17 protein-coding genes are annotated in these 21,998 nt (G+C 47.4%); 12 read left to right on the top strand and 5 right to left on the bottom strand.

Translation table 11 applies throughout. The annotated features are described in order from the left end of the window. Positions 1-38: 38 nt before the first annotated feature. The 4 genes from polA (at position 39) to C6W44_RS07350 (ending at position 6,404) form a co-directional block, all read left to right on the top strand. Positions 39-2,993, top strand: coding sequence for a DNA polymerase I (gene polA, locus C6W44_RS07365; RefSeq protein ID WP_105244848.1), 2,955 nt, complete (start codon positions 39-41; stop codon positions 2,991-2,993). A gap of 446 nt (positions 2,994-3,439) precedes the next feature. Then, positions 3,440-4,606, top strand: a complete 1,167-nt coding sequence (locus tag C6W44_RS07360; RefSeq protein ID WP_199774467.1) for a hypothetical protein — start codon at positions 3,440-3,442, stop codon at positions 4,604-4,606. A 261-nt stretch (positions 4,607-4,867) separates the two neighbouring features. Continuing rightward, entirely contained in the window at positions 4,868-5,410 is a 543-nt protein-coding gene (locus C6W44_RS07355) for a hypothetical protein (protein ID WP_105244847.1), read from the top strand. A 205-nt stretch (positions 5,411-5,615) separates the two neighbouring features. Next, positions 5,616-6,404, top strand: coding sequence for an SDR family NAD(P)-dependent oxidoreductase (locus C6W44_RS07350; RefSeq protein WP_105244846.1), 789 nt, complete (start codon positions 5,616-5,618; stop codon positions 6,402-6,404). Positions 6,405-6,447: 43 nt separating this feature from the next. Here C6W44_RS07350 and C6W44_RS07345 read toward each other — a convergent pair whose 3' ends face one another. Then, positions 6,448-7,737 (bottom strand): right-handed parallel beta-helix repeat-containing protein, encoded by a 1,290-nt coding sequence (locus C6W44_RS07345; RefSeq protein ID WP_105244845.1) that lies wholly within the window; start codon positions 7,735-7,737, stop codon positions 6,448-6,450. 138 nt (positions 7,738-7,875) lie between these two features. Between C6W44_RS07345 and C6W44_RS07340 the strand changes: the two genes are divergently transcribed. After that, on the top strand, positions 7,876-8,193 hold the full coding sequence (locus C6W44_RS07340; protein WP_105244844.1) for a hypothetical protein: 318 nt from the start codon (positions 7,876-7,878) through the stop codon (positions 8,191-8,193). A gap of 122 nt (positions 8,194-8,315) precedes the next feature. On the opposite strand, the gene hemH is transcribed toward C6W44_RS07340, so the two are convergent. Then, the gene (gene hemH, locus C6W44_RS07335; RefSeq protein WP_105244843.1) at positions 8,316-9,335 is read right to left on the bottom strand and encodes a ferrochelatase; all 1,020 of its coding nucleotides are present in this window, start codon (positions 9,333-9,335) and stop codon (positions 8,316-8,318) included. A 369-nt stretch (positions 9,336-9,704) separates the two neighbouring features. Here hemH and metX point away from each other — a divergent pair, with 369 nt between their 5' ends. From metX to C6W44_RS07315, 4 genes are all read left to right on the top strand, one after another. Then, positions 9,705-11,027 (top strand): homoserine O-acetyltransferase MetX, encoded by a 1,323-nt coding sequence (metX, locus tag C6W44_RS07330; protein ID WP_105246547.1) that lies wholly within the window; start codon positions 9,705-9,707, stop codon positions 11,025-11,027. Beyond that, on the top strand, positions 11,024-11,641 hold the full coding sequence (gene metW, locus C6W44_RS07325; protein ID WP_100748936.1) for a methionine biosynthesis protein MetW: 618 nt from the start codon (positions 11,024-11,026) through the stop codon (positions 11,639-11,641). Before metX ends, metW begins: the two co-directional genes overlap by 4 nt. Positions 11,642-12,032: 391 nt before the next feature. Further along, positions 12,033-12,614, top strand: a complete 582-nt coding sequence (locus tag C6W44_RS07320) for a tetratricopeptide repeat protein (protein WP_075102044.1) — start codon at positions 12,033-12,035, stop codon at positions 12,612-12,614. A gap of 286 nt (positions 12,615-12,900) precedes the next feature. Then, positions 12,901-13,950 carry a rhodanese-related sulfurtransferase gene (locus C6W44_RS07315; protein ID WP_105244842.1) on the top strand — a complete coding sequence of 350 codons (1,050 nt, stop codon included), beginning with the start codon at positions 12,901-12,903 and terminating at the stop codon, positions 13,948-13,950. Between the two features lie 175 nt (positions 13,951-14,125). On the opposite strand, the gene C6W44_RS07310 is transcribed toward C6W44_RS07315, so the two are convergent. Beyond that, a complete protein-coding gene (locus C6W44_RS07310) occupies positions 14,126-14,659 on the bottom strand; it encodes a DUF488 family protein (protein ID WP_105244841.1) in 534 nt (177 codons plus the stop codon). Between the two features lie 366 nt (positions 14,660-15,025). After that, a complete protein-coding gene (gene serA, locus C6W44_RS07305; protein WP_105244840.1) occupies positions 15,026-16,252 on the bottom strand; it encodes a phosphoglycerate dehydrogenase in 1,227 nt (408 codons plus the stop codon). A gap of 320 nt (positions 16,253-16,572) precedes the next feature. On the opposite strand from serA, the gene C6W44_RS07300 reads away from it, so the two are divergent. Then, a complete protein-coding gene (locus C6W44_RS07300) occupies positions 16,573-18,015 on the top strand; it encodes an FAD-binding oxidoreductase (protein WP_105244839.1) in 1,443 nt (480 codons plus the stop codon). A 102-nt stretch (positions 18,016-18,117) separates the two neighbouring features. On the opposite strand, the gene C6W44_RS07295 is transcribed toward C6W44_RS07300, so the two are convergent. Then, a complete protein-coding gene (locus C6W44_RS07295) occupies positions 18,118-18,747 on the bottom strand; it encodes a BLUF domain-containing protein (RefSeq protein ID WP_227526385.1) in 630 nt (209 codons plus the stop codon). Positions 18,748-19,213: 466 nt separating this feature from the next. Here C6W44_RS07295 and C6W44_RS07290 point away from each other — a divergent pair, with 466 nt between their 5' ends. After that, complete coding sequence (locus tag C6W44_RS07290) at positions 19,214-20,851, top strand: carbon-nitrogen hydrolase family protein (RefSeq protein ID WP_105244838.1); 1,638 nt, start codon at positions 19,214-19,216, stop codon at positions 20,849-20,851. 251 nt (positions 20,852-21,102) lie between these two features. Then, the gene (locus tag C6W44_RS07285; RefSeq protein ID WP_105244837.1) at positions 21,103-21,654 is read left to right on the top strand and encodes a protein disulfide oxidoreductase; all 552 of its coding nucleotides are present in this window, start codon (positions 21,103-21,105) and stop codon (positions 21,652-21,654) included. The last annotated feature ends 344 nt before the right edge of the window (positions 21,655-21,998 follow it).

Raw genomic sequence — 21,998 nt, 5'->3', positions numbered from 1 at the left:
CCAATACCTGCTGCCAAATACTTGATAAGTGACCCTCTATGACTGACAACGACCACAATTCCCACTCGCCCATCAATCCAAACACCCTGCCAAATTTTGCCTGTATGCCCAACGTCGCAACGATGGACACCAGTCATGTGGATAAAGAGCAACCGCCTTTTATCTTGGTCGACGGCTCTTACTACCTGTTTCGCACTTATCATGCCTTGCCAAAAACCATGCAAAACTCGCAAGGCCTCATCACCAACGCCATACGCGGTACGTTAAATGCGCTATTAAAACTGATGCGCCGCTATCACCCCACCCATATGGCGGTGTGTTTTGATACCAAATCACCGACCTTTCGCCATGCGATGTCTGAAGAATACAAAGCCAATCGCCCCAAAATGGATGTAGAGCTGGCTGAGCAGATTCCGTATATTCATAGCTTGGTTGCCGCGCTTGGAATTCCACTACTGCGTATCGAGGGCGCAGAAGCCGACGACATCATCGGTACGCTAGCCTATCGCGCCGTCGCTGAAGGGCATCACGTGGTCATCTCGACAGGTGACAAAGACATGATGCAGCTGATTAATGACTGCGTGATACTAGAAGACAGTTTTACGGGCAAAATTACTGATGGCGCAGGCGTGGTCGAAAAATTCGGGATTGAGCCGCATCAGATGATCGATTTTTTGACGTTGATGGGCGACTCATCAGATGGTATCAAAGGCGTACCGGGCATCGGCAAAAAAACCGCCAAAGATTTGCTCAATAAATACGGTAATATCGAGGCCATGCTGGCCAATGTCGCCGATATCAAAGGCCGTGCTGGCAAAAATCTGGTCGAGTATGCCGATGACATTCCGTTCAACGCGCAGTTGGCCACTATCGTCACCGATTTAGAGATTGGCCAAGACTGGACCGATCTAAAAATCAATACCGACCCGTGCGCCCATATCGATGAGTTACGCGCTCTGTACACAGAGCTTGAGTTTCGAAACGAGCTGGCCTCGCTTGATCATCCAAACCACCCTGCCAATGGCTCACAAAGCGTGGCGCACGCTCAGGCCGATAGTGAATCACAAGCGCAAATCGCTAAATCCTTACAGTCAAGCACTATCGACAATATCACCGATAGCAAAAGTCGCGATAGCGCATGGCATACGATTTTAGACGCACCTGCTTTTGATAGCTTGGTCAAGCGACTAGAAGCCGCGCCGCACTTCGTCATCGATACCGAGACCACCAGCGTCTATTGGCGACAAGCCGAAATCGTCGGCCTGTCTTTTGCACTGCAAGCGCACGAAGCCTACTATGTACCGCTAACTCATAGTTTAGAAGGGGATGAGCTGACCGCCAAGCAGCTGGATCGCGATACGGTGTTGGCGCGTTTAAAGCCTATCTTAGAAAACCCAAATATCGGTAAAATCGGCCAGCACCTCAAATACGACGCTCATGTGTTAAGTCATTATGATATCGACTTGATCGGCGCGATTCACGCCAGCCCCAACAACTGGACGATGGATACCATGCTGGCAAGCTACGTCATCAATGCCGCCATCACTCGCCACGGTATGGATGATCTGGCACGCCACTATCTACAGACGCAAACGATCAGCTTTGAAGATGTCGCGGGTAAAGGCGCCAAACAAGTCACCTTTGATCAGGTGGCCATCGATATCGCCAGCGACTATGCTTGTGAAGATGCCGATATCACTTATCAGCTGTTTGATATGTTTCATAAAAAACTGTCTGATGACGAAAATAATGCCAAACTGCTGCACGAGTTAGAGATTCCAACGGCCGAGATACTGTGCCAAATGGAAGCAAACGGTATCTTAATCAAGCGCTCGTTTTTAAATGAGCTATCAGAACGGTTTGATGAAGAAATCATCGCTCTAGAAAAACGCGCTTATGAAATTGCTGGAGAAGAATTTAACCTTGGCTCGCCAAAGCAGCTGGGTGAGATGCTGTTTGATAAGCTGGGCATCCCTGGCGGCAAAAAAACCAAGTCAGGCCAATACTCGACTGGCGAAGCGATACTGTCAAAGATTGATCACCCATTGGTCGAGATTGTCCTTGAGTATCGCGGACTGTCTAAGCTTAAAAGCACCTACACCGATGCGCTGGCCAATGTGGCAGACGCCAAAAGCGACCGCGTACATACCAGCTATCATCAGGCATTGACCAGTACCGGTCGTCTGTCATCGACAGATCCTAACTTACAAAACATCCCAATTCGCACCGCCACCGGCCGCTTGATTCGCCAAGCCTTTATCGCGCCAGCAGGTCGCGTTATCTTGGCAGCGGATTACTCACAGATTGAGCTGCGTCTGATGGCACATTTCTCAGGCGACAAAAACTTGACGCAAGCCTTTAACGAAGGTCTGGACATTCACGCGGCCACCGCAGCAGAAGTGCTAGGTAAAGAAGTCGCTGAGGTAACTGCGACCGAGCGCCGCAATGCCAAAGCCATTAACTTTGGTCTGCTCTACGGCATGAGCGCCTTTGGCCTTGCCAAACAGCTACAGATGAGCCGCGGTGAGGCGCAAGAATATATCGACATGTATTTTGAGCGCTATCCTGGTGTCAAAAACTATATGATCAACACGCGAGCCAGCGCTTATGAGCAAGGCTATGTCGAGACGATATTGGGCCGTAAGCTCTACACGCCCGATATCACTCATAGCAACCGCATGGTCAAGCAAGGCGCTGAGCGAGCCGCGATCAACGCTCCACTACAAGGCTCTGCCGCTGATATTATCAAGCTTGCCATGATTGCTGTCGATAAGGTATTGCCCAAAGATCAAGCCAAAATGCTGCTGCAAGTCCATGATGAGTTGGTATTTGAAGTTGATAGCGATAAGGTCGATGACATTAGTCAGCTTATCACCGATGCGATGCAAGATGTGTTAACGACCACTGCGGCTGAAAAAGGCTGGCAAGTCGACTTTGCCGTACCATTACTGGTAGAAACAGATAGCGGCGCCAATTGGGACGAGGCACATTAATCGCCCAAAGAAGATATCGCACCCGCTACGATAAATACTATCGAATTAGGGCGTGCTACTGTACTCATTTTATGGCGGATTGACTATAGTCGATTCTCAATAAAACAGATACATTATATGTCAACGTGGAACTGGTATAAATTTTCCTTACGTGCTGTGCCTGCGCTGCTCGATGCTGCGTAAAATTTATCCCAGTCCCACTGTATCGTTTTTATACTGAACTCACTATATAGCATCTATTACCATTGACCCACAAAAGGGCTGAGCGGCCTGCTTGGCCTCTTTCTGATTTGTTATTTGTTATCTTTTATTTGTCAGTATAGTCATCGCCGCCCTATAACCACATATCGATGCGCGTGACCGCATACGCCTTGTCAACTGTTGGGAAATCGGTCAATATAGCATGATTATTTTTCAATTTTGCCTACAGGCGACTATCTGCCATCATGAAACCCTCAAGCCTTACCACACCGACTCGTCATACTTTGACTTATGCCGCTTTAGCTGCGCTAAACCTATGCACGCCAGCGTTGGCTGATCATAGCGCCGCCATACCGGCAAAATATCAAGACACCGCCCACCCTTCATCCAGTCCTCAGATCGGTGATGTCAATACAACAGACACAGCCTATCAACAGCTAGGCTATCAAGCGCGCACACCACTTGCCGCGCCACAGCCCTTTGATTCCTCAGCACAATGGGGCTGGGCCGATGAGCGGCGACAAGACGCAAAAGCGCAGCTAGACGAATGGGCGCACGAAATGGACGGGTGGTTTGGTGAGCCTGACCCAAAAGCGCCTGCTACCGCGAGCCTACGACTGGTCCTAGACACGCGCTGGGCCAATGACCCACTATCAGGCAGTGATGTGAGCGTCGAGCCTCGGGTTCGTGGACGTCTACGCTTACCAGTCTTAGAGCGCCGCCTAAGCTTGATTATCGGTGATGAAGACTTGGATGATGATGATTTTTTGCGACAAAGCGCGACAGGAGCGGCTTATCAAGATGGTACCGAAAGCTCTGATAGATTAATCAATAGTAAAAAGACTCGTGAAGACAACGCCTCTATTGCGCTGCGCTGGTCACGCTTCAACGATGAGATCGAAGAGCAACTGGGCGTCAAAACAGATGTCGATGTCGGCGTACGCTCACTTGATGATCTGTATGTCAAAGTCAGTGTCGATCGAGATTGGTACCAAAACGAGAAGCTAAAAGTAACCACCGATAGCTTTTATCGTTATGGCCTCGACAGCGAACACTACGCCAAAGGCGGACTCACCTTGCGATATGGCGCTGATCCAGCACGCTTTCTTAACAACCGTACTACCGTGCGCTACCGCAATCAGGATAGCAGGGAGGATACCGACTGGAGCCATGATCTAAGACAAGTCCATCAGCTCGGTGAAGAAAAGCAGCTGGCCTATGGTATTTCGATCAGTGGTTATTTCGATAAAAACAAATCACTGCTCAATAGCTATGGCCCAGCCATCACCTACCGTCAGCCGATTTGGCGGGAGTGGCTCTACGTGCAGACAGAGCTAAACTATTATAATGACAAAACAGAAAACAAAGACCACTACCCATCAGCACTATTACGCATGGAGGCACTGTTTTAGTCCGCGATAGCTCATTGCTGTCTCGCTTGGCAGCCGGCACAAGACAAATAGTATGTTGCTACCTGTGAAACGGTGTTGACTATTTTTTAAATATTAACAATCCCTTATGACCAATTAGTTATGTTTCATAATCCCATTTATGGATAATCAAGCGTATAATAACGCTGTATCTCTATTTCATATCTTTGTTTTTATATTACTTGTGATTGGAAGTGAGCCTTAGCGCTCGCTTTTTTTATTGCAAAATCTGGAGTCCTTATTTTGATTACAGATGGTCTTATCGAAGCCCCTGGCATTATTATATTGCTTGCTTGCTGGATACGCTGTCTACAGTATTTTCGGCGCAGTCATAGCAAAAAAACTGAAGCGTTTTGGTTGGCGGCAGTGCTGGTGTTTTTTGCGGTCATACGCCGCGAGCTAAACTACTTACCCGATCTTTTTATTCCAGCTGATTTTTTATTGCTAAGCCAGCCCTATGACTGGTGGGAAGATTGTGTACTAACCGTCGTCTACCTGATGATTGTTGGGCTACTGGCTTATTCATGGCGCTATCTTTTGGCAGTATTAAAGCGTGTGCCCGTATCGTTATATTTGACGGTAGCGGTACTGGCACTACTAGAATACATGGGCGAAAACATGATTGGCATACCTGAAACCCTTGGCGTGGTGATCGAGGAGCTATCAGAAACCGCCATTTATGCCATTACCTTGATATACCTATGGCGCTTTACGTTAAGCGACTATGACTGTCCCTCAGCGCGCGCAGACCTATCGCACTCTCACGCGGTGTCACATTCAGCATAGATATCTGATCTAACCTCGGCCAAAGCCGCTGTGCCGCGCTGCCTATCAATACTTGCCGCCAGATTTGCTATACTGGATCAATGCCCGAGCGCACATATCTCTGATATCCACTTGCTCTCGACTTATCCATTACTGCTAGGGCGTGTCCTCATTTTGACAAGGGTAATAAAAATGGGGACACACCCAAATCACCGAGTCACTTATTATGAATATCTTAATCACTGGCGCCTCACGTGGTATCGGTCTGGCCACCGCAAAAAAACTGGCAGAAAAAAGCCACAACGTCGGCCTGTTTGCGACCAATACGGCCACGCTTGAGGATGCCATCGGCGACAAAGCCTTTAAAAAAGCGCTGAAAAAAAACCGTGTCATTATCGGCAAATTAGATGTCACCCAGCCTGAGCTATGGGACGACGCCATCACACAAATGATTGATCATTTTGGCAGTATCGATGCGCTAATCAATAACGCAGGCGTGTTGGTCAGTGGCACTTTGCCGACGACTGATTTGCAAGAGCAGCTGGCCTTAGTCGATGTTAATTGTAAAGGCGTGCTTATCGGCTGTCATAAGCTTGCGCCTTATTTGGCGGATAGCACCAATGGTAAAATCGTCAATGTCTCCTCGGCCTCGGCCATTTACGGCCAGCCCGAGGTTGCAGCGTACTCTGCCAGCAAGTTTTTTGTCCGTGGACTTACCGAAGGGCTAAATATCGAGTATGACCGCCTTGGTATCAAGGTCATTGATGTCATGCCGCTGTGGGTAAAATCAGACATGACAGAGGATCTTAGTGTCACCAGTATTGAGCGCTTGGGTATCAATTTGACTGTCAATGATGTGGCAAAAACTCTGTGCAAACTGACCACCCGCCCCAATCGTAAACTCAAAAGCACGCACTACTCGGTCGGCATGCCAGCCAAAGTCTTTCAGACCCTCTCACAAGTCACGCCTGATCCTGTGATCCGCTGGGTAAATACCAAAGTGGGTGCCAAATAAAGCACAGCCCATTTACCAAATGCTTATCCTATTGTCCTGACGGCTACTCAATCTGGGTGGCCGTTTTGCTGGCGGCTCGAATGTCAATTGCTTGCTTTATGGTTTTATCAGCGAACGTATTGTTGTTAATAAGCGTGTTTTTGACTGGCCCTGCGGCAGTGTCTTCGCGAATTTTTGAACCAACCTGAATGGGCAAACGAACGTCGGCGGCGAACGTGTTATCCCTTATCAGCGTGCCATCATCTTCCACAATAACGCCCTGCTCGACTTGGGTAAACTGATTATTGATGATTTGATTGTCTTTAGCACTGTCTAAGTGATAGCTGGCAAACAGCGTTTGCTTGACCAAATACGCGCCGCATTCAAACCCTTTTAGGTTGCGCGATTGCCTTGACGCCACCCACACGCCCACTGGCTCATTTTGAAAAACATTACCGCGAATAATATTGTCACGACTCGACTCAGTGCGTTTGAAATGATTGCTGCGCGACGGGTCATCAGCATGCTCAAAGCAGTTGCGATAGAGCAAGATACTGCCTGCGCCATTGTGAAAAAACTGATTATTCTCAATACGATTGTTGCTTGATGAGTCCACCGCGATGGCTTCACGATTGGGCTTAAACGTGCGAAAACCATTACCGACAAACACAGAGTCTTTGATGACATTGTCGCGACTACCAAACTCTAAATATAACCCAACCGTGCCAGCGTTTTGAATACGCACGCGCTCAAAGCTCACGCCGTGTACGTGATCGCCGATAAACATGCCGCTATTAATACTATTCTGACTGCTGACATTGATGACGCGGATATCTCTCGGTGCCAGCGCGCGATTGGCAGTAGGGTCGATAACGCCGCGCGTATAACGCTGATTGGGATGGCTGTATTGGCGAATGTGCAGCGCATGGCCGTAGCCTGTTATATGACAATTAGCAACAGTGATATTCTCAATAGCAGCATCCGTCTTTGGTTTAATCATAATAGCGCTGGCCTTTGATGAATCATCGGCGCTGGGGCTAAGCTGCGCCCCTTGACAGTCAAGCGAGCTATGAGAGTCACTGAGCTCAAAACGTATCGATTGACCTGTTAAGTCGCAGCTTTTGCTCAGGATCTGATGGCCTTTTATCGTCACAGTTTGCTTGGGCGTCAGCTGCGCGCACTCTATCACGGTCGCGGTACTTGGTAGCTTGGCCTCCATGACCAACGGCTTTTTTATAACGTCCGTTTGACTGACGACTGGCTGATCGTCACAAGCGCTTAAGCTCATAGCGGTTATCAGGCCGACCATGACCGACCATACATTGACATATTTTAGGCGATAAACAAGGGGCATAAATAATGCTCACTGCGAGTTGTCTTACATTTTTTGAACATCCTGTGACACCTTACTACTAGTCGAGCTCGACCTAACACGGCACACTAATCCTCATCATACAGATAAAAACCAATCATAAGATAAAAGGAATGTCAGATGGATAATACAAAAACCCCGCTCCCAGAGGCGCAAGACCGTATCGATGGCGATGACAACCAGCGAGTCGATTTAGACAATCCAATGCTGCATACGATTGATGACGATGACGTCATTGACAATAGCGCAGGGTTTGACAACTCACAAGCAGGCAGCGAGGCCACGCAAGGCCTCACACCGATGCATCACCAAAATATCGATGAAGCCCGTGTCGATGAGGTATTGGTCGAGGACAATCTAGATGACAAGGATTATCCAGACATCGTCGATATCGCTGATACCGACGCTGCTGGGCGCAGTAACGACGATAACTTCTAACCCTATCTGCTCAGCACAGCATCAATGACGTCAAACACTGGTAAAAAAACACCGAACATCACGTCCGGTGTTTTTATTATTCATGAAGATCAAAAGGCTTTCATTAAGATCAAAAGGCTTAACTACGCCCAACCATCAAGCGTGTCCGCCCAGCCTTTGACCAATGGTTTGCTAAGCGCTTCGAGTAAGTCAATGTGCGCCTCGTCAAGATTAAGTGCAGGTATATAATGATACTCTTGCCCACCAGCGTTTAAGAAGTTATCACGGTTTTCAATCGCCAGCTCTTCTAGCGTCTCCAGACAATCGGCAGAAAATGCAGGACTGACAACCTGCACCGAGCGCACGCCAGACTGACCCCACTCCTCTAGTACCACATCGGTATATGGCTTGACCCATTCTTGTTTGCCAAAACGCGACTGAAAGCTGATGATCCATTCATCATCTCTTAGACCTAGCGCATGTGCCACTTGGGCGGCAGTACACTTACAGCGCTTTGGATACGGATCGCCTTTATCCGCATACGGCTGCGGGATACCGTGAAAACTAAACATCAGCTTGTCAGGTTTGCCATGCTCTGCCTGAAAGCGACGAATCGAGTCTGCTAGTGCCTGAATATACAGTGGATGGGCAAAGTAGTCCTTTACAATGGTATAGTTGGGCAAATTGCGCTGCGTCAGCGTCCATTTGGTCAGCGCATCATAGACAGCACCGCCTGAGGTGGCGGAGTACTGCGGAAACAATGGCAAGATGACAAAGTGATCCACGCCCTCATCGCGTAGATTGTCCATCACCTCAGGCAGACCAGGATTGCCATAGCTCATCGCCGCATGTACCGACACACGAAACGGCGCTGCACTGTCGGCCAGACGCGGCTCTAATAATGCCACTTGGCCGTTTAATATCTTGCGGATCGGCGAGTCGCCCTCCCAGATACTGGCATAAGCTTTTGCGACGCGCTTCGGCCGACTAGGCAGGACAAACAAGTTAAGAATGATGGCCCACAAAAACTTAGGGATTTCAATCACCCGAGGGTCTGATAAAAACTGTTTGAGATAACGACGGACAGCAGGCGCTGTTGGCTCATCAGGTGTCCCAAGGTTGACCAATAAGACGGCTATACGCGGCGGCAGTTTAGGTTTCATAAAAGTCGTGTGTGATTCATAAGTGATAAAAAGGATTGTGAAGGCATTATTCATTTAGCATCTGATTAGTGTAGCATTTTATCGCCAAAAAACGCATGGTAAAGGCCGTCTTTATACAATTTGCTACGCAGGTTAAATAAAGACTGCGTACGGAGGTTGTACTCCTACGCCCATCGCCATACAATAGAGCCAACCATCACCAAAACCGTATAAGAACATACATGCTATTTTGCTTGTGTGGCTGGTGATTTTATTGACGCTTAATTGACGCTTATTTATAGATGATTGTTGTCTTGCGAGGTAGCTTTGAACGCACGCTCTGATAGTACCAGTGACCAACTCCCAACAGATACACTCGACCCACAAGGCTTGGCCGATCAGGCAGGCTCAGTCGGAATCGTCACGCCCGAAAAAATCCATTTTGCCGAGCCGCTTACCCTTGAGTGCAATCGCACCTTGCCGTCTTTTGATTTGATGGTAGAGACTTACGGCACCCTCAATCAAGACAAATCAAATGCTATTTTGATTTGCCATGCCTTGTCTGGCAGCCATCATGCAGCAGGGTATTATAGCCATGATGACAAAAAAGCGGGCTGGTGGGACAATATGATCGGACCCAACAAAGCCATCGACACCAATCAATTTTATGTGGTGTGCGTCAATAATATCGGCAGCTGCTTTGGCTCGACAGGACCCACCACCATCAACCCTGATACCCTCGATCAAGCTGATGGCAGCGAGCCACAAGTCTATGGCCCTGACTTTCCGCTGATCACCATCAAAGACTGGGTCAAAACCCAAGCGCTGCTCTCAGACCGCTTAGGCATCGATATCTGGCATGCCATCGTCGGCGGCTCTATGGGCGGTATGCAAGCGCTGCAATGGTCAGTCGACTATCCAGACAGGCTAAAACGCTGCGTCATTATTGCCAGCACGCCCAAGCTATCGGCACAAAATATCGCCTTTAACGAAGTCGCTCGTCAGTCCATTCTCTCTGACCCAGACTTCAAAGACGGCCGCTATATCCAAGCCGGCACTTATCCACGCCGCGGCCTGATATTGGCACGTATGGTCGGCCATATCACCTACTTGACCGATGACGCGATGAAGGCCAAGTTTGGCCGCGATCTAAAATCGGGCAAGTTTATGTACGGCTACGATGTCGAGTTCCAAGTAGAGAGCTATCTGCGCTATCAAGGCGAGCGCTTTAGCAAAAACTTCGATGCCAATACCTATTTGCTCATGACCAAAGCTTTAGATTACTTTGATCCTACGCGCGACTATGCCAATTATGCGAATACTGCCGACGACACAGCCATCGATGATAGTCTGGCTACCAGCATCAATAACGAGCACACAGGTAGCACAGGTAGCGACCATACTGCTGAGCACAGCGATGATACCGACAGCCAGCTTGAGCTGAGCGCCTTAAAATCCGCCCTTGCCCATACCAAGTGCCAATATCTGGTGGTGTCGTTTACCACTGATTGGCGCTTTGCCCCTGAGCGCTCACAAGAAATCGTGGATGCCCTGATGGCCACAGGCAAGCCGGTCAGCTATATCAATGTCGACGCCCCACATGGTCATGATTCGTTTTTATTTGATATCCCCCGTTATATGGGCGCGATCAAAGGCTTTTTGACCGCCCCTTTTATGACCACTAACATGGCCGGCACAGGAGAACGCTCATGAGAATGGACCATCAGTTGGCTGAGCGCTGGATCGCGCCGCAATCGCATGTACTGGATTTGGGCTGTGGTAATGGTGAGCTGCTCGCGCATTTGCAGCAAAAACTGGGCGTGACGGGTTATGGCCTAGAGATTGATGAAGACAAAATCAATGAAGCCATCAGCAAGGGTCTCTCTATCGTCGAGCAAGATCTCAACGATGGGCTGGCGCGCTTTGCTGACGACAGCTTTGACACCGTCGTCATGGCACGGGCGCTCCAAGCGGTCAAAGCCCCCGACGTTTTGCTGCTCGATATGCTACGCGTGGCCCGTGAAGCGGTCATCACCTTTCCCAACTTTGCCCATTGGCAAAACCGTATTCACCTTGGACTAAAAGGCCTGATGCCCGTCTCAGAAGCCCTGCCTTATGAGTGGTACAACACCCCAAACATTCATTTGTGTACCTTTAAAGACTTTGAGCAGTTGTGTGCTGAGCATGACATTCATATCATCAACCGCTTTGCTGTTAGCGACTCAGAAAAAGGCCATTCACCGCTGATGACATCTTTAATCCGTCAAGCACCCAATCTCTTGGCAGATGTCGCTATTTATCGCGTCACCAAAAGGAAGCCTGCATAATATTCAAAAACCAAACGGCCCTAATCCTCCTTGTCTGATTTTTATAAAATGATTGATTTATTCTTACGCGCAAGTAACTCTATGATTTTATTGAAGACACTCAGGTATAATCGGCCATGATTTCTTGTAATTAGTATTTGAGTTTCGTAAGTGTGGGTGTTAAGCTAGCAAAATAATGTCACTGACACCCGTATTTGCACCGTTCGTCTGTTTGACTTGACAGCAACTGCTGAGCAAGATGTTCAGGTAAAGGGCTCACTATACTTAATGGATGGTTTGGGACGTTTGGATAACACGTCATTGATACGACGCTCCCTTATCATTAGCGCCGCCTAAGATACTTTAGCGGTACATTTTTTTTGCTTATTAACTGCCTAATTTTGGAGCTGCTATGAAACTATTAAAAGCTGCGTTGTTTACTGCCTTATTTTCTTGCGCAGGTCTTGCCAATGCTGAGTTAATATCAAACGTACCGCTTGATACCTCACGTTTTGAGCTGATGCCTGTCAGTGAGCTGTCCAACCGTGCGGCGCAAGGGAATGACCATGCGCAGTTTTACTTAGCCAAGCGCCTACAAAAAGGCGAAGGCGTGGCACAAAACACTCAGCAAGCCATTCAGTGGTATACCAAAGCCGCGCAGCAAGGTGTTGCGCCAGCCCAGCTAAATCTGGCCATCATGTATCTACGCGGTGAAGGCGTGAAGCCCAATCTTCAGCAAGCACGCCACTGGTTAGAAAAAGCGGCCATGCGCGGTGACAATCGCGCCAGCTACACGCTAGCTTTGCTCGATGAAAAACAAAAGAATCTGGTCGATGCCTATAAGTGGTATGACTTGGCTGCCCGTGACGGTATGCTCGATGAAAAAGTACGCAACAAAGCCCGTGGCAAAATCGGTCAGCTGGCGTTGAACTTATCCAGCTCAGACATCGCCAATGCTCGTAGCCAAGCGGATCGTTGGTTCCAAAGCAAATAGCTTTTATACCGACTCTCTCAGCGATTAAAATCCAGCCGATGCGCTGGATTTTTTGTTCTTTTTAGAGCGGCTATCGAGCCGTTTCAGAGACAGATAACTCTCCTTAAAATCGTATCAATCACAACACAGCCCTTCTCACAAAATCTTCAAAACATCAGCAAAATTTGCTACACTACGCGCGCACTGGCCCAATTCCACAATTGCGCTAGTGTTATTGCTAGTATCAGATAGCTATCCTAAATGAATCAATGCACTGGGTTTACGACTCAGCCAGCAGGAGACTTGCATGACCACTGACAACCGCACAAATAATCAGCAACACGCCACCGAATACGACAGCGAAACCAACAATATCGTCGTCGCTGCACTTTATAAATTTACCCGCTTTGCTGACTTTGCGCAGTATCGTGAGCCGATCTTAAACACCATGCTGGACAATGACGTCAAAGGCACTTTATTGCTGGCCAATGAAGGCATCAACGGTACGATTTCTGGTAGCCGCCAAGGCATCGATACGGTCCTTGATTATTTGCGTAGCATTGAAGCGATTGGTCGTTTTGAGTTTAAAGAGTCTTATACCGACGTCCAGCCTTTTTATCGTACTAAGGTCAAGCTCAAAAAAGAAATCGTCACCATGGGCGTAGAAGATATCGATCCACTGCAATCTGTCGGCCGCTACGTCAAGCCGAGTGAATGGAATGCGCTGATCTCTGATCCTGACGTGCTCCTAATCGACACCCGCAACGACTACGAAGTACAGATTGGCACCTTTCAAAACGCCGTCAACCCACACACCGAAACCTTCCGTGAGTTTCCAGAATATGTGGCAAAAGAGCTCGATCCAACCAAACACAAAAAAGTGGCAATGTTTTGTACCGGCGGTATTCGCTGTGAGAAGTCCACGGCCTATATGCGCGAGCAAGGGTTTGAAGAGGTCTACCATTTAGAAGGTGGTATTCTAAAATACCTAGAAGAAGTCCCAGCCAGTGACTCTATGTGGCAAGGTGATTGCTTTGTCTTTGACAACCGTGTGTCAGTCAATCACAACTTAGAAAAAGGCAACTACGAGCAGTGCTTTGCTTGTCGTATGCCGATTACAGCCGAGGACATGCAAAGCGCCGCCTATATCAAAGGTGAGTCGTGCCCGCATTGTATCGACAAAGCGACTGAGGAACAAAAAGCTAGATTCCGTGAGCGCGAGCATCAAATGCAGCTGGCCAAAAAACGTGGTGAAGCGCATATTGGTAGCGATGTGATGGACATCATCGAAAAGCGTAAAGCGGCTAAAATGGAAGCGCGCCAACAAGCAGAAGCGGCCAATAAAGCCAAAGCTTAACGGCATTGAGATTTATTAAATAAGGCTTATTAGATCTCTTGCATAAGTCATTGCTAGCCGTTGATACTCCGTTAACGAAGGTCGATAAAACGGTACTTTTGCAAGAGGTCTATTAAATAAGAATTGTCAAAAAAGAGGTCACTAGCGCCTCTTTTTTTTGTCTCTTTTAATTATATTATACTGCCGGATAAACCACTTGGCCTTGACTGTTGAGCTCAGCCCCTGGTGTTAGCTTGGCAGGATCTAAGCGACCAACGCCCATAATATGCTCTACCCTATCGCCTCTAAGCAGTAAATAATCGGTAATGATACGCCGATGGCAACGCCACCATACTGCTTCAGAACACATAAGGGTAAGACGCTGTTTTTTCCCAAGTTGAATGAGTTGGTCGAGAGCTGCCTGAAAAGTATCACTTAACGCATAATCTGCGTAATTATGAAAAGCTTGCACGCGCCATAGACTATTAATGTCTTCGTCGACTTGTTTTTGTTTTGGACGTCGCCCGCCAAGGTCGGGGCAGTGCTGATAACTGATGCCAACTTGACTAAGCGCTTCTGGAAAAGTATCGATATTAAAATCAGGGTTGGTACGAGAACGAGGAAAGCTGCGCACATCGATGAGCAGTTCGATATCGGCTGCTTGAAGCATGTCAATCAGCTCAGCAAGGCTACGGGTCGAATGTCCAATCGTATAAAATGTGGTGGTCATGAGTTAAGCCGTTATAGAGTTGTCGCATTGTCGCATTGTCGCGTTGAGGTTTTGAATTTTATTGTTTTTAAATTTTATTGTTGTCGTCTTATGTTGCATGGTCTTGAATGGTTCAATGGTTTTGCTCACTCAATATTAACCAGCTTGAACTTGCTCAATCATTAGGACTTTTGTAGGACTATCGTGGTTGAAGGTCGCTAACGCAGCAAAATCAAGCAAAGCAAACCAAATCTCTACTACTTATAACGATACCCAACATAAAAAAATAGCAGACAACCACCAAGGTCATCTGCTATTTCATTGAACTTACTTTAAGACGTTAAACGTATCTTTATACCGTCAGTCTTAAGCGTTATGAATAATCTATTAAAATAAGATACGTACGCGAATGGTTTCTTCAACGTCTTTTAGTTGATCAAGCGCGGCGGTTGAATCGTTATAATCCACATCCATCACGAGATAGCCAACATCGCCTTCTGTCATCAGGCTCTGCGCCAAGATGTTGATATGCGCCTCGGCGAACAGACGGTTGATCTGTGACAGTACGCCTGGCACGTTTTTATGGATATGTAGCAGACGATGTGAGCCTTCTTTAAACGGTATAGAAACCTCTGGGAAGTTCACCGCGGTCGCCGTATCACCTTGATCTGAGTATCTGACAAACTTATCAGCCACTTCAAGACCGATATTGGCCTGTGCTTCTTGGGTTGAGCCACCGATATGCGGTGTCAAGATCACATTGTCAAACTTACGTAGTGGTGATTCAAACTCTTCGTCCGCCGATTTTGGCTCTTTTGGAAACACATCAATCGCAGCGCCCAAAAGCTTACCAGACTCAAGCGCGGCCGCCAAGTCATCAATCTCTACGCAAGTACCACGAGCGGCGTTGATAAAGTAGCTGCCGTCTTTCATGTGTGCAAACTGCTCAGCTTTCATCATATAGCGGGTGCTTGGGACGTCAGGCACATGCAAGGTGACGATATCAGCGGTCGATAGCAGCTCTTCTAGGCTACCCACTTGTACGGCGTTGCCCAATGGCAATTTGGTCACGACATCATGATAGATGACTTTCATACCAAAGCTTTCGGCCAGTACAGACAACTGTGAGCCGATAGAGCCATAACCGACGATACCAATGGTTTTGCCGCGTACTTCATGCGAGTTGGTGGCAGATTTACCCCAGCCGCCGCGATGAACGGTGGCGTTTTTTTCTGGAATACCGCGATATAGCATGATGGCTTCTGCCAATACCAGCTCAGCCACCGAGCGGGTGTTCGAGTATGGCGCGTTAAAGACGGGGATACCTAGGTCGCGAGCCGCGTCTAGATCGACTTGGTTGGTACCGATACAAAAACAGCCGATACCGATGAGCTTGTGCGCATGCTCCAACACTTCACGTGTCAGCTGCGTACGCGAGCGAATACCGATAAAATGCGCATCTTTGATTTTTTCGATCAGCTCATCTTGATCTAAAGCGTGACTGATATTTTCGATGTTGTGGTAGCCCGCGTCTTTTAATACTTTTAGGGCATTGTCGTGCAGACCTTCAAGCAATAAAAAACGAATTTTGTCTTTTTCTAATGATAACGCCATATGAGAACTGTCCTATGATTGTCTTATAAGATTATCTGCTCGATAATCTATGATGGGTGAAACGAAAACAGTTCAGATATCTTACACAAAATTCCGTCTCGATGTTAGCAGATTAGATGAATTATTGATTATCTAGCCTGAAAACTATTTATGCTATAGTAAACGCTGGTAGCGACACGCTGCCAAACTGGGTTGAACTGTTTTTTTTGAGGGCGACCTCCCCTTATATAAACATACTTATAACTGCCGCGTTATATCCATTTAGCGATATAATAATCCCCTTTATGCATAGTACTTACCGTTTATACCGAGAGTTGACCATGACTTCTTTATCTAGCCAAAGCCCGTCTAACCCTAGTACCGCCGCCGTCCAAAGCCTTTTAGACTGTTTGCTTGCAAGCCATCAGTTTGACCCAGCCCAAATCAAAACCGACCCTGAAAGCCTTGAGTATTGGGGCAAAGACTGGACCAAACACTTCGCCCCAGCCGCCTCTGCCATCGTCTTTCCAAAGACCACCGAACAAGTACAAGCCATCGTCCTGCTTGCCAATGAGCACAACATCGTCCTCACCCCTAGTGGTGGCCGTACCGGTCTGTCGGCAGGTGCCGTTGCCGCCAATGGCGAAATCGTCGTCAGCATGGACAAAATGAACCAAATCGGCACCTTTTATCCTGCCGATCGTATGGTCGAGATTGAAGCCGGCGTCATCACCGAACAGCTGCAACAGTTCGCAGAGTCAAAAGACCTATACTACCCTGTCGACTTTGCCTCAGCAGGCTCCAGTCAAATCGGGGGCAACATCGGCACCAACGCCGGCGGCATCAAGGTCATCCGCTATGGCATGACCCGTCAATGGATCATGGGGCTCACCGTCGTCACCGGTAAAGGCGACATCTTGCAACTCAACCGCGGCATGATAAAAAACGCCACCGGCTACGACTTGCGTCAGCTGTTTATCGGTAGTGAAGGCACCCTAGGTTTTGTCACCCATGCCCAAATCAAGCTTGAGCGTCAGCCACAAGACTTAAACGTCATGGTACTGGGCATGGACAGCTTTAATGATGTCATGAAGGTGTTATCCGCCTTTCAAGCGCAGATTGATCTGACCGCCTTTGAATTCTTTGATGACGTCGCTATCGATAAACTCATGGCCCATGGTCAAGTACAAGAGCCGTTTGAGTCTCGTACCAAGTTTTATACCTTACTTGAGTTTGAAGCGCCCTATGAGCCTATCATGGATAAAGCCATGGCCATCTTTGAGCATTGTATGACTGAAGGCTGGGTCGTCGATGGTGTCATGAGCCAAAGTCTGGCGCAAGCGGCAGAGCTGTGGAAGCTACGTGAATATATCTCTGAGACTATCTCAGTCTTTACCCCTTATAAGAACGATGTGTCGGTACTCATCAGCTATGTGCCGGAATTTATCGCTGAGATTGATCATATCGTCGCCAGCAACTATCCAGACTTTGAGGTGTGCTGGTTTGGTCATATCGGCGATGGCAATTTGCATCTCAATATTCTAAAGCCTGAAAACATGAGCAAAGATGATTTCTTTAGTGAGTGTCAAATTGTCAATAAATACGTGTTTGAAACGGTACAAAAATATGGCGGCTCGGTGTCTGCAGAGCATGGGGTGGGTATGACGAAAAAACCGTATCTACACTATAGCCGCAGTGAGACTGAGATTGCGTATTTACGTGAGATTAAGAAGGTGTTTGATCCCAATAATATTATGAATCGTGGTAAGGTCTTTGATGTGTAAGAAGTTTTTTATCAAAACAACCCATCTATAACCATAAAAAATGACGCTAAACCTCAGAGTTTAGCGTCATTTTTCTATTATCTTTTCGCACAATAGCACCGCTTATAAATATAACAGCACCAAACCAACGATTAATAGCACACTTAAAAACCCTTGCACCACTAAAAACGCTTGATGCGGGGCGGCGATATGACGCACCATATTGCCCAGCGCATTATAAGTAATACCAGTGGCTTTGATATGTGGCGGGGTGTCAAAGGTTTTGATAATTTGCAAAAACTGTTCGGTACGCTCAGGCGACCAGCCATGCGGCGCAAATGGCAGATACGGTGACAACTGCGCCGCCTGCTGCTTGGTGGCAGGCGACCAAAGCCAGCGCTCCAAAAAAAGCAAACGCATGCGCCAGTCTGAAAAATCACGCTGCGTAATCACTTGTAATACGAGCACTTGCACGTCTTTATGGCGCTCATCGGCAAAAATACGCTGCGTCAGCGCCGCCACTTCGGCCTTCTCGCCTTCAATACATTGCAAAAAATGGCCGTTGCCATAACAAAGCGTACCGGTGATACCATGCTGCTCATTAAAATCTTTCGCATGGCCTTCTACTTCATCAAATATCGAAGCGCTTAAGCGCGAGCGCAGCGTCAGACTACTGACATACACCAACTGTACCAACGCATCATCTGCTATGTTATCTAGTTGGCTAAATGCAGTGGTATGAGTGAGGGGCATAATAAAAATCCTAAAGGGGCACTTGTGCCGATAGCCGAAGCAAATAAGCCAAACAAGACGCTGCTTGAGTGATAACAATAGTTGAGTGCACATCACTGACATCAAAGCCGGCTCACAAAAACGTAGCAAATAGTTACCACGTTAGACTGTCATTGCCCATGTGACTTGCTATCATAACCAGCAATATAGCCTTTATGACGATAAAAACGCACCACGATATCTACAACACTACTGGCAAATTCAGCAGGGCAGATGAAAGAGTATAATCGCATCCAAATAAATCAGATATATGGCTATTAGTCGCTCAATGAAGCGTTGTATCATTTTTATATCAGATGGACTATATCATTCTAACCCATTGTAAACATGGCAATAAACGATTGTAACGACAATATTCTCTAATAGGAATATTTTTATTGCTTTTGTTACACGAAAAGTTTTTATAAAAACAGCAGATAGGAACCTTATGAGCAAGATTGAAAAAACAGACGACTTTCATTTGACGATTGCCGAGATTAAGAAAAAAGACTACCCCCAGTTAAAAGCCTTGATGGATCGCGTCTACGCCAACCTAGGCGGCGCGTGGTCAAAAAACACCATTCATACGCTCATAGACGCCTTTCCTGAAGGGCAGATTGCGCTGTTTGACCATGATCAGCTGATCGGCATCGTGCTGTCGATGCGCGTTGACTATGCCAAGTTTTCTAACCCGCATACCTATGATGATTTGATCGGTCACAAAGAGATCATCAAAGACAATCCAAAAGGCGATGCGATTTATGGTTTGGACGCGCTGATCGACCCTGACTATCGCGGGTATCGCCTCGGACGCCGGCTGTATGATGCGCGCAAAGAGCTATGCCGTCAGCTTAACTTTCGCGCGATTTTGGCCGGTGGCCGTATTCCCAATTATCACAACCACCAAGACCTGACCCCTGGCGAGTATATCGATGCTGTCGAGTCTCGTGAGATTCACGACTCTGCGCTATCATTTCAGCTGTCCAATGGCTTTATCGTCAAGCGTATTTTGACCGCGTACCTACCAGATGATGCCCAGTCCAAGGGCTTTGCTACACTACTTGAGTGGGCCAATATCTATTATGAACCACAAGAATACAAGCCCAGCACCCGCAAGTCAGAGGTGCGTATCGGCGGTATTCAGTGGCAGATGCGTGAAGTTGACTCGCCTGAAGAGCTACTACAGCAAGTGGAGTTTTTTGTCGATATCATGGCCGACTACAACTCTGACTTTGCTTGCCTGCCGGAATTCTTTAACGCGCCCTTGATGGGACTATGCGAGTCGACGGATCAAAACGTTGCTATTCGATTTTTGGCAGACTATACCGAATGGTTTAAGAATGAAATCTCGCATTTAGCCGTCAGCTATAACGTCAACGTCATCACTGGCTCTATGCCGCTACTCGATGAAAACGATACCCTCTATAATGTCAGCTACTTGTGTCGCCGTGACGGGACGGTAGAAGAGCAGCGCAAAATCCATATCACCCCCCACGAGCGTAGCGCTTGGGTGATTGAGGGCGGCGATGAGGTAAAAGTATTCGATACGGATGCCGGCCGCGTTGGTATTTTAGTCTGTTATGACGTTGAGTTCCCAGAGCTTGCGCGCCTCATGGCACTCGATGACATGGATATTTTATTTGTGCCGTTCTGGACAGACACTCAAAATGGCTACTTGCGCGTACGCCACTGTGCTCAGGCGCGTGCTATCGAAAACGAATGCTACGTGATGATTTGCGGCTCTGTTGGCAACTTGCCACAGGTTGAGAGCTTAGATATTCAGTACGCCCAGTCGTCTATCTTTTCGCCATCAGATTTTGCCTTTCCTCATGACGCAATTATGGCAGAAACCACCGCAAACACTGAGATGGTTTTTTTCTCTGACTTAGATTTGGACAAGCTGATTCACGTCCGTCACGAAGGCTCGGTACATAACTTGCTTGACCGCCGCGATGACTTGTTTAGCCTAAAATGGAAGAAAAAGTCGAAAGTACTAGCCAGTAAGCTCAGCACAAGCGAGCGCCGAGAAAACACAGGCAGCGTGCTGACCGGCGACCCACTACAAGACCGCGCACAAAAACCTTAAGCGCTTATCGTCACTCCGACATAAAATCGGTACAGCAATAGCGATGGACGATATTTTGACAGTGTTCTAAAGAATTGGTGTTTTAAAGCATTTAGGAATCATACGGCTGAGCATTCAGCCGTTTATTTTTATCTAGGGCATGTCCTCATTTTAAAAATGGTGATAAAAATGAGGACACAGCCTAGCACACGCGATAATAAACAACGACCAGACACTTTTTGATACCATGACAAGCATAAAAAGCAGACCTTATGACAACTGATACTGATACCACAGCGGCAAAGCCTAAAAAGACGCCACAGCAAAAAGCGCTGTCGCTTATCAAGACGATACTGATATATGGCTTGATGTTTGCCGTCATTTATACCGCGGTTAATTGGTGGCGTCAGCCAGTCATGCCTGCCAACCCGCAATTGCAGCTGACCGACTATCAAGAACAGACACTAGACTTAGCAGCGATGAGTCACAAGCAGCCTACGCTAGTGTATTTTTGGGGTACTTGGTGTCCGATATGTACTTATACCTCGCCCACTATCGATAAGCTTGCCGCTAGTGATAGCTATCCGGTAGTGACAGTGGCCATTAAGTCAGGCTCCAACCAACGGCTTGCAGAGTATATGCAGCAAAATAATTTTGACTTCACCACTATCAACGACGAAGACGGCGCAATCTTCGCTGGCTGGCAAGGACAAGTAACGCCCTCTTATGTCATCTTAAAAGAGGGTGAAATGGCGCAAGGTCTAACGGGCATCCAGCCATTGTGGTCACTAAAACTACGCTTATGGCTGTCATCGGTTTTTTAGCTCTTGTTTTTTTAGCCTTGTTCTTTTTTAGTCTTGGTTTGATGGTATAAACTATTGGTTTTGGCTAAAAACAGGACGATACCGGCCAGCTCTTTTTACCCCACTGGTTTTGTCATATAATAGCTGTCATTATTATCGCCACTTTTCTTATTATTTTAATATCGGTATATGGCATTGCAATCATCTCATTAGTATTTATGATGTAGGCAGACGCTTTTATCTGCTTGTGACGACATAAAGTGATTGTAGTTGGAAGCCGCTATATTACTAACTAGCGCCGCAGCCAAATACCAGTATTAATAGTGACACAGTAAGCGTAGCGTTCACTTAACATCCGCACGCTA

This window comes from Psychrobacter sp. Marseille-P5312 (genome assembly GCF_900291405.1).
GTDB classification, from domain to species: domain Bacteria; phylum Pseudomonadota; class Gammaproteobacteria; order Pseudomonadales; family Moraxellaceae; genus Psychrobacter; species Psychrobacter celer.
Note: the sequence above shows the minus strand (reverse complement) of the source record. Positions and strands in the feature narration are given on the sequence as shown.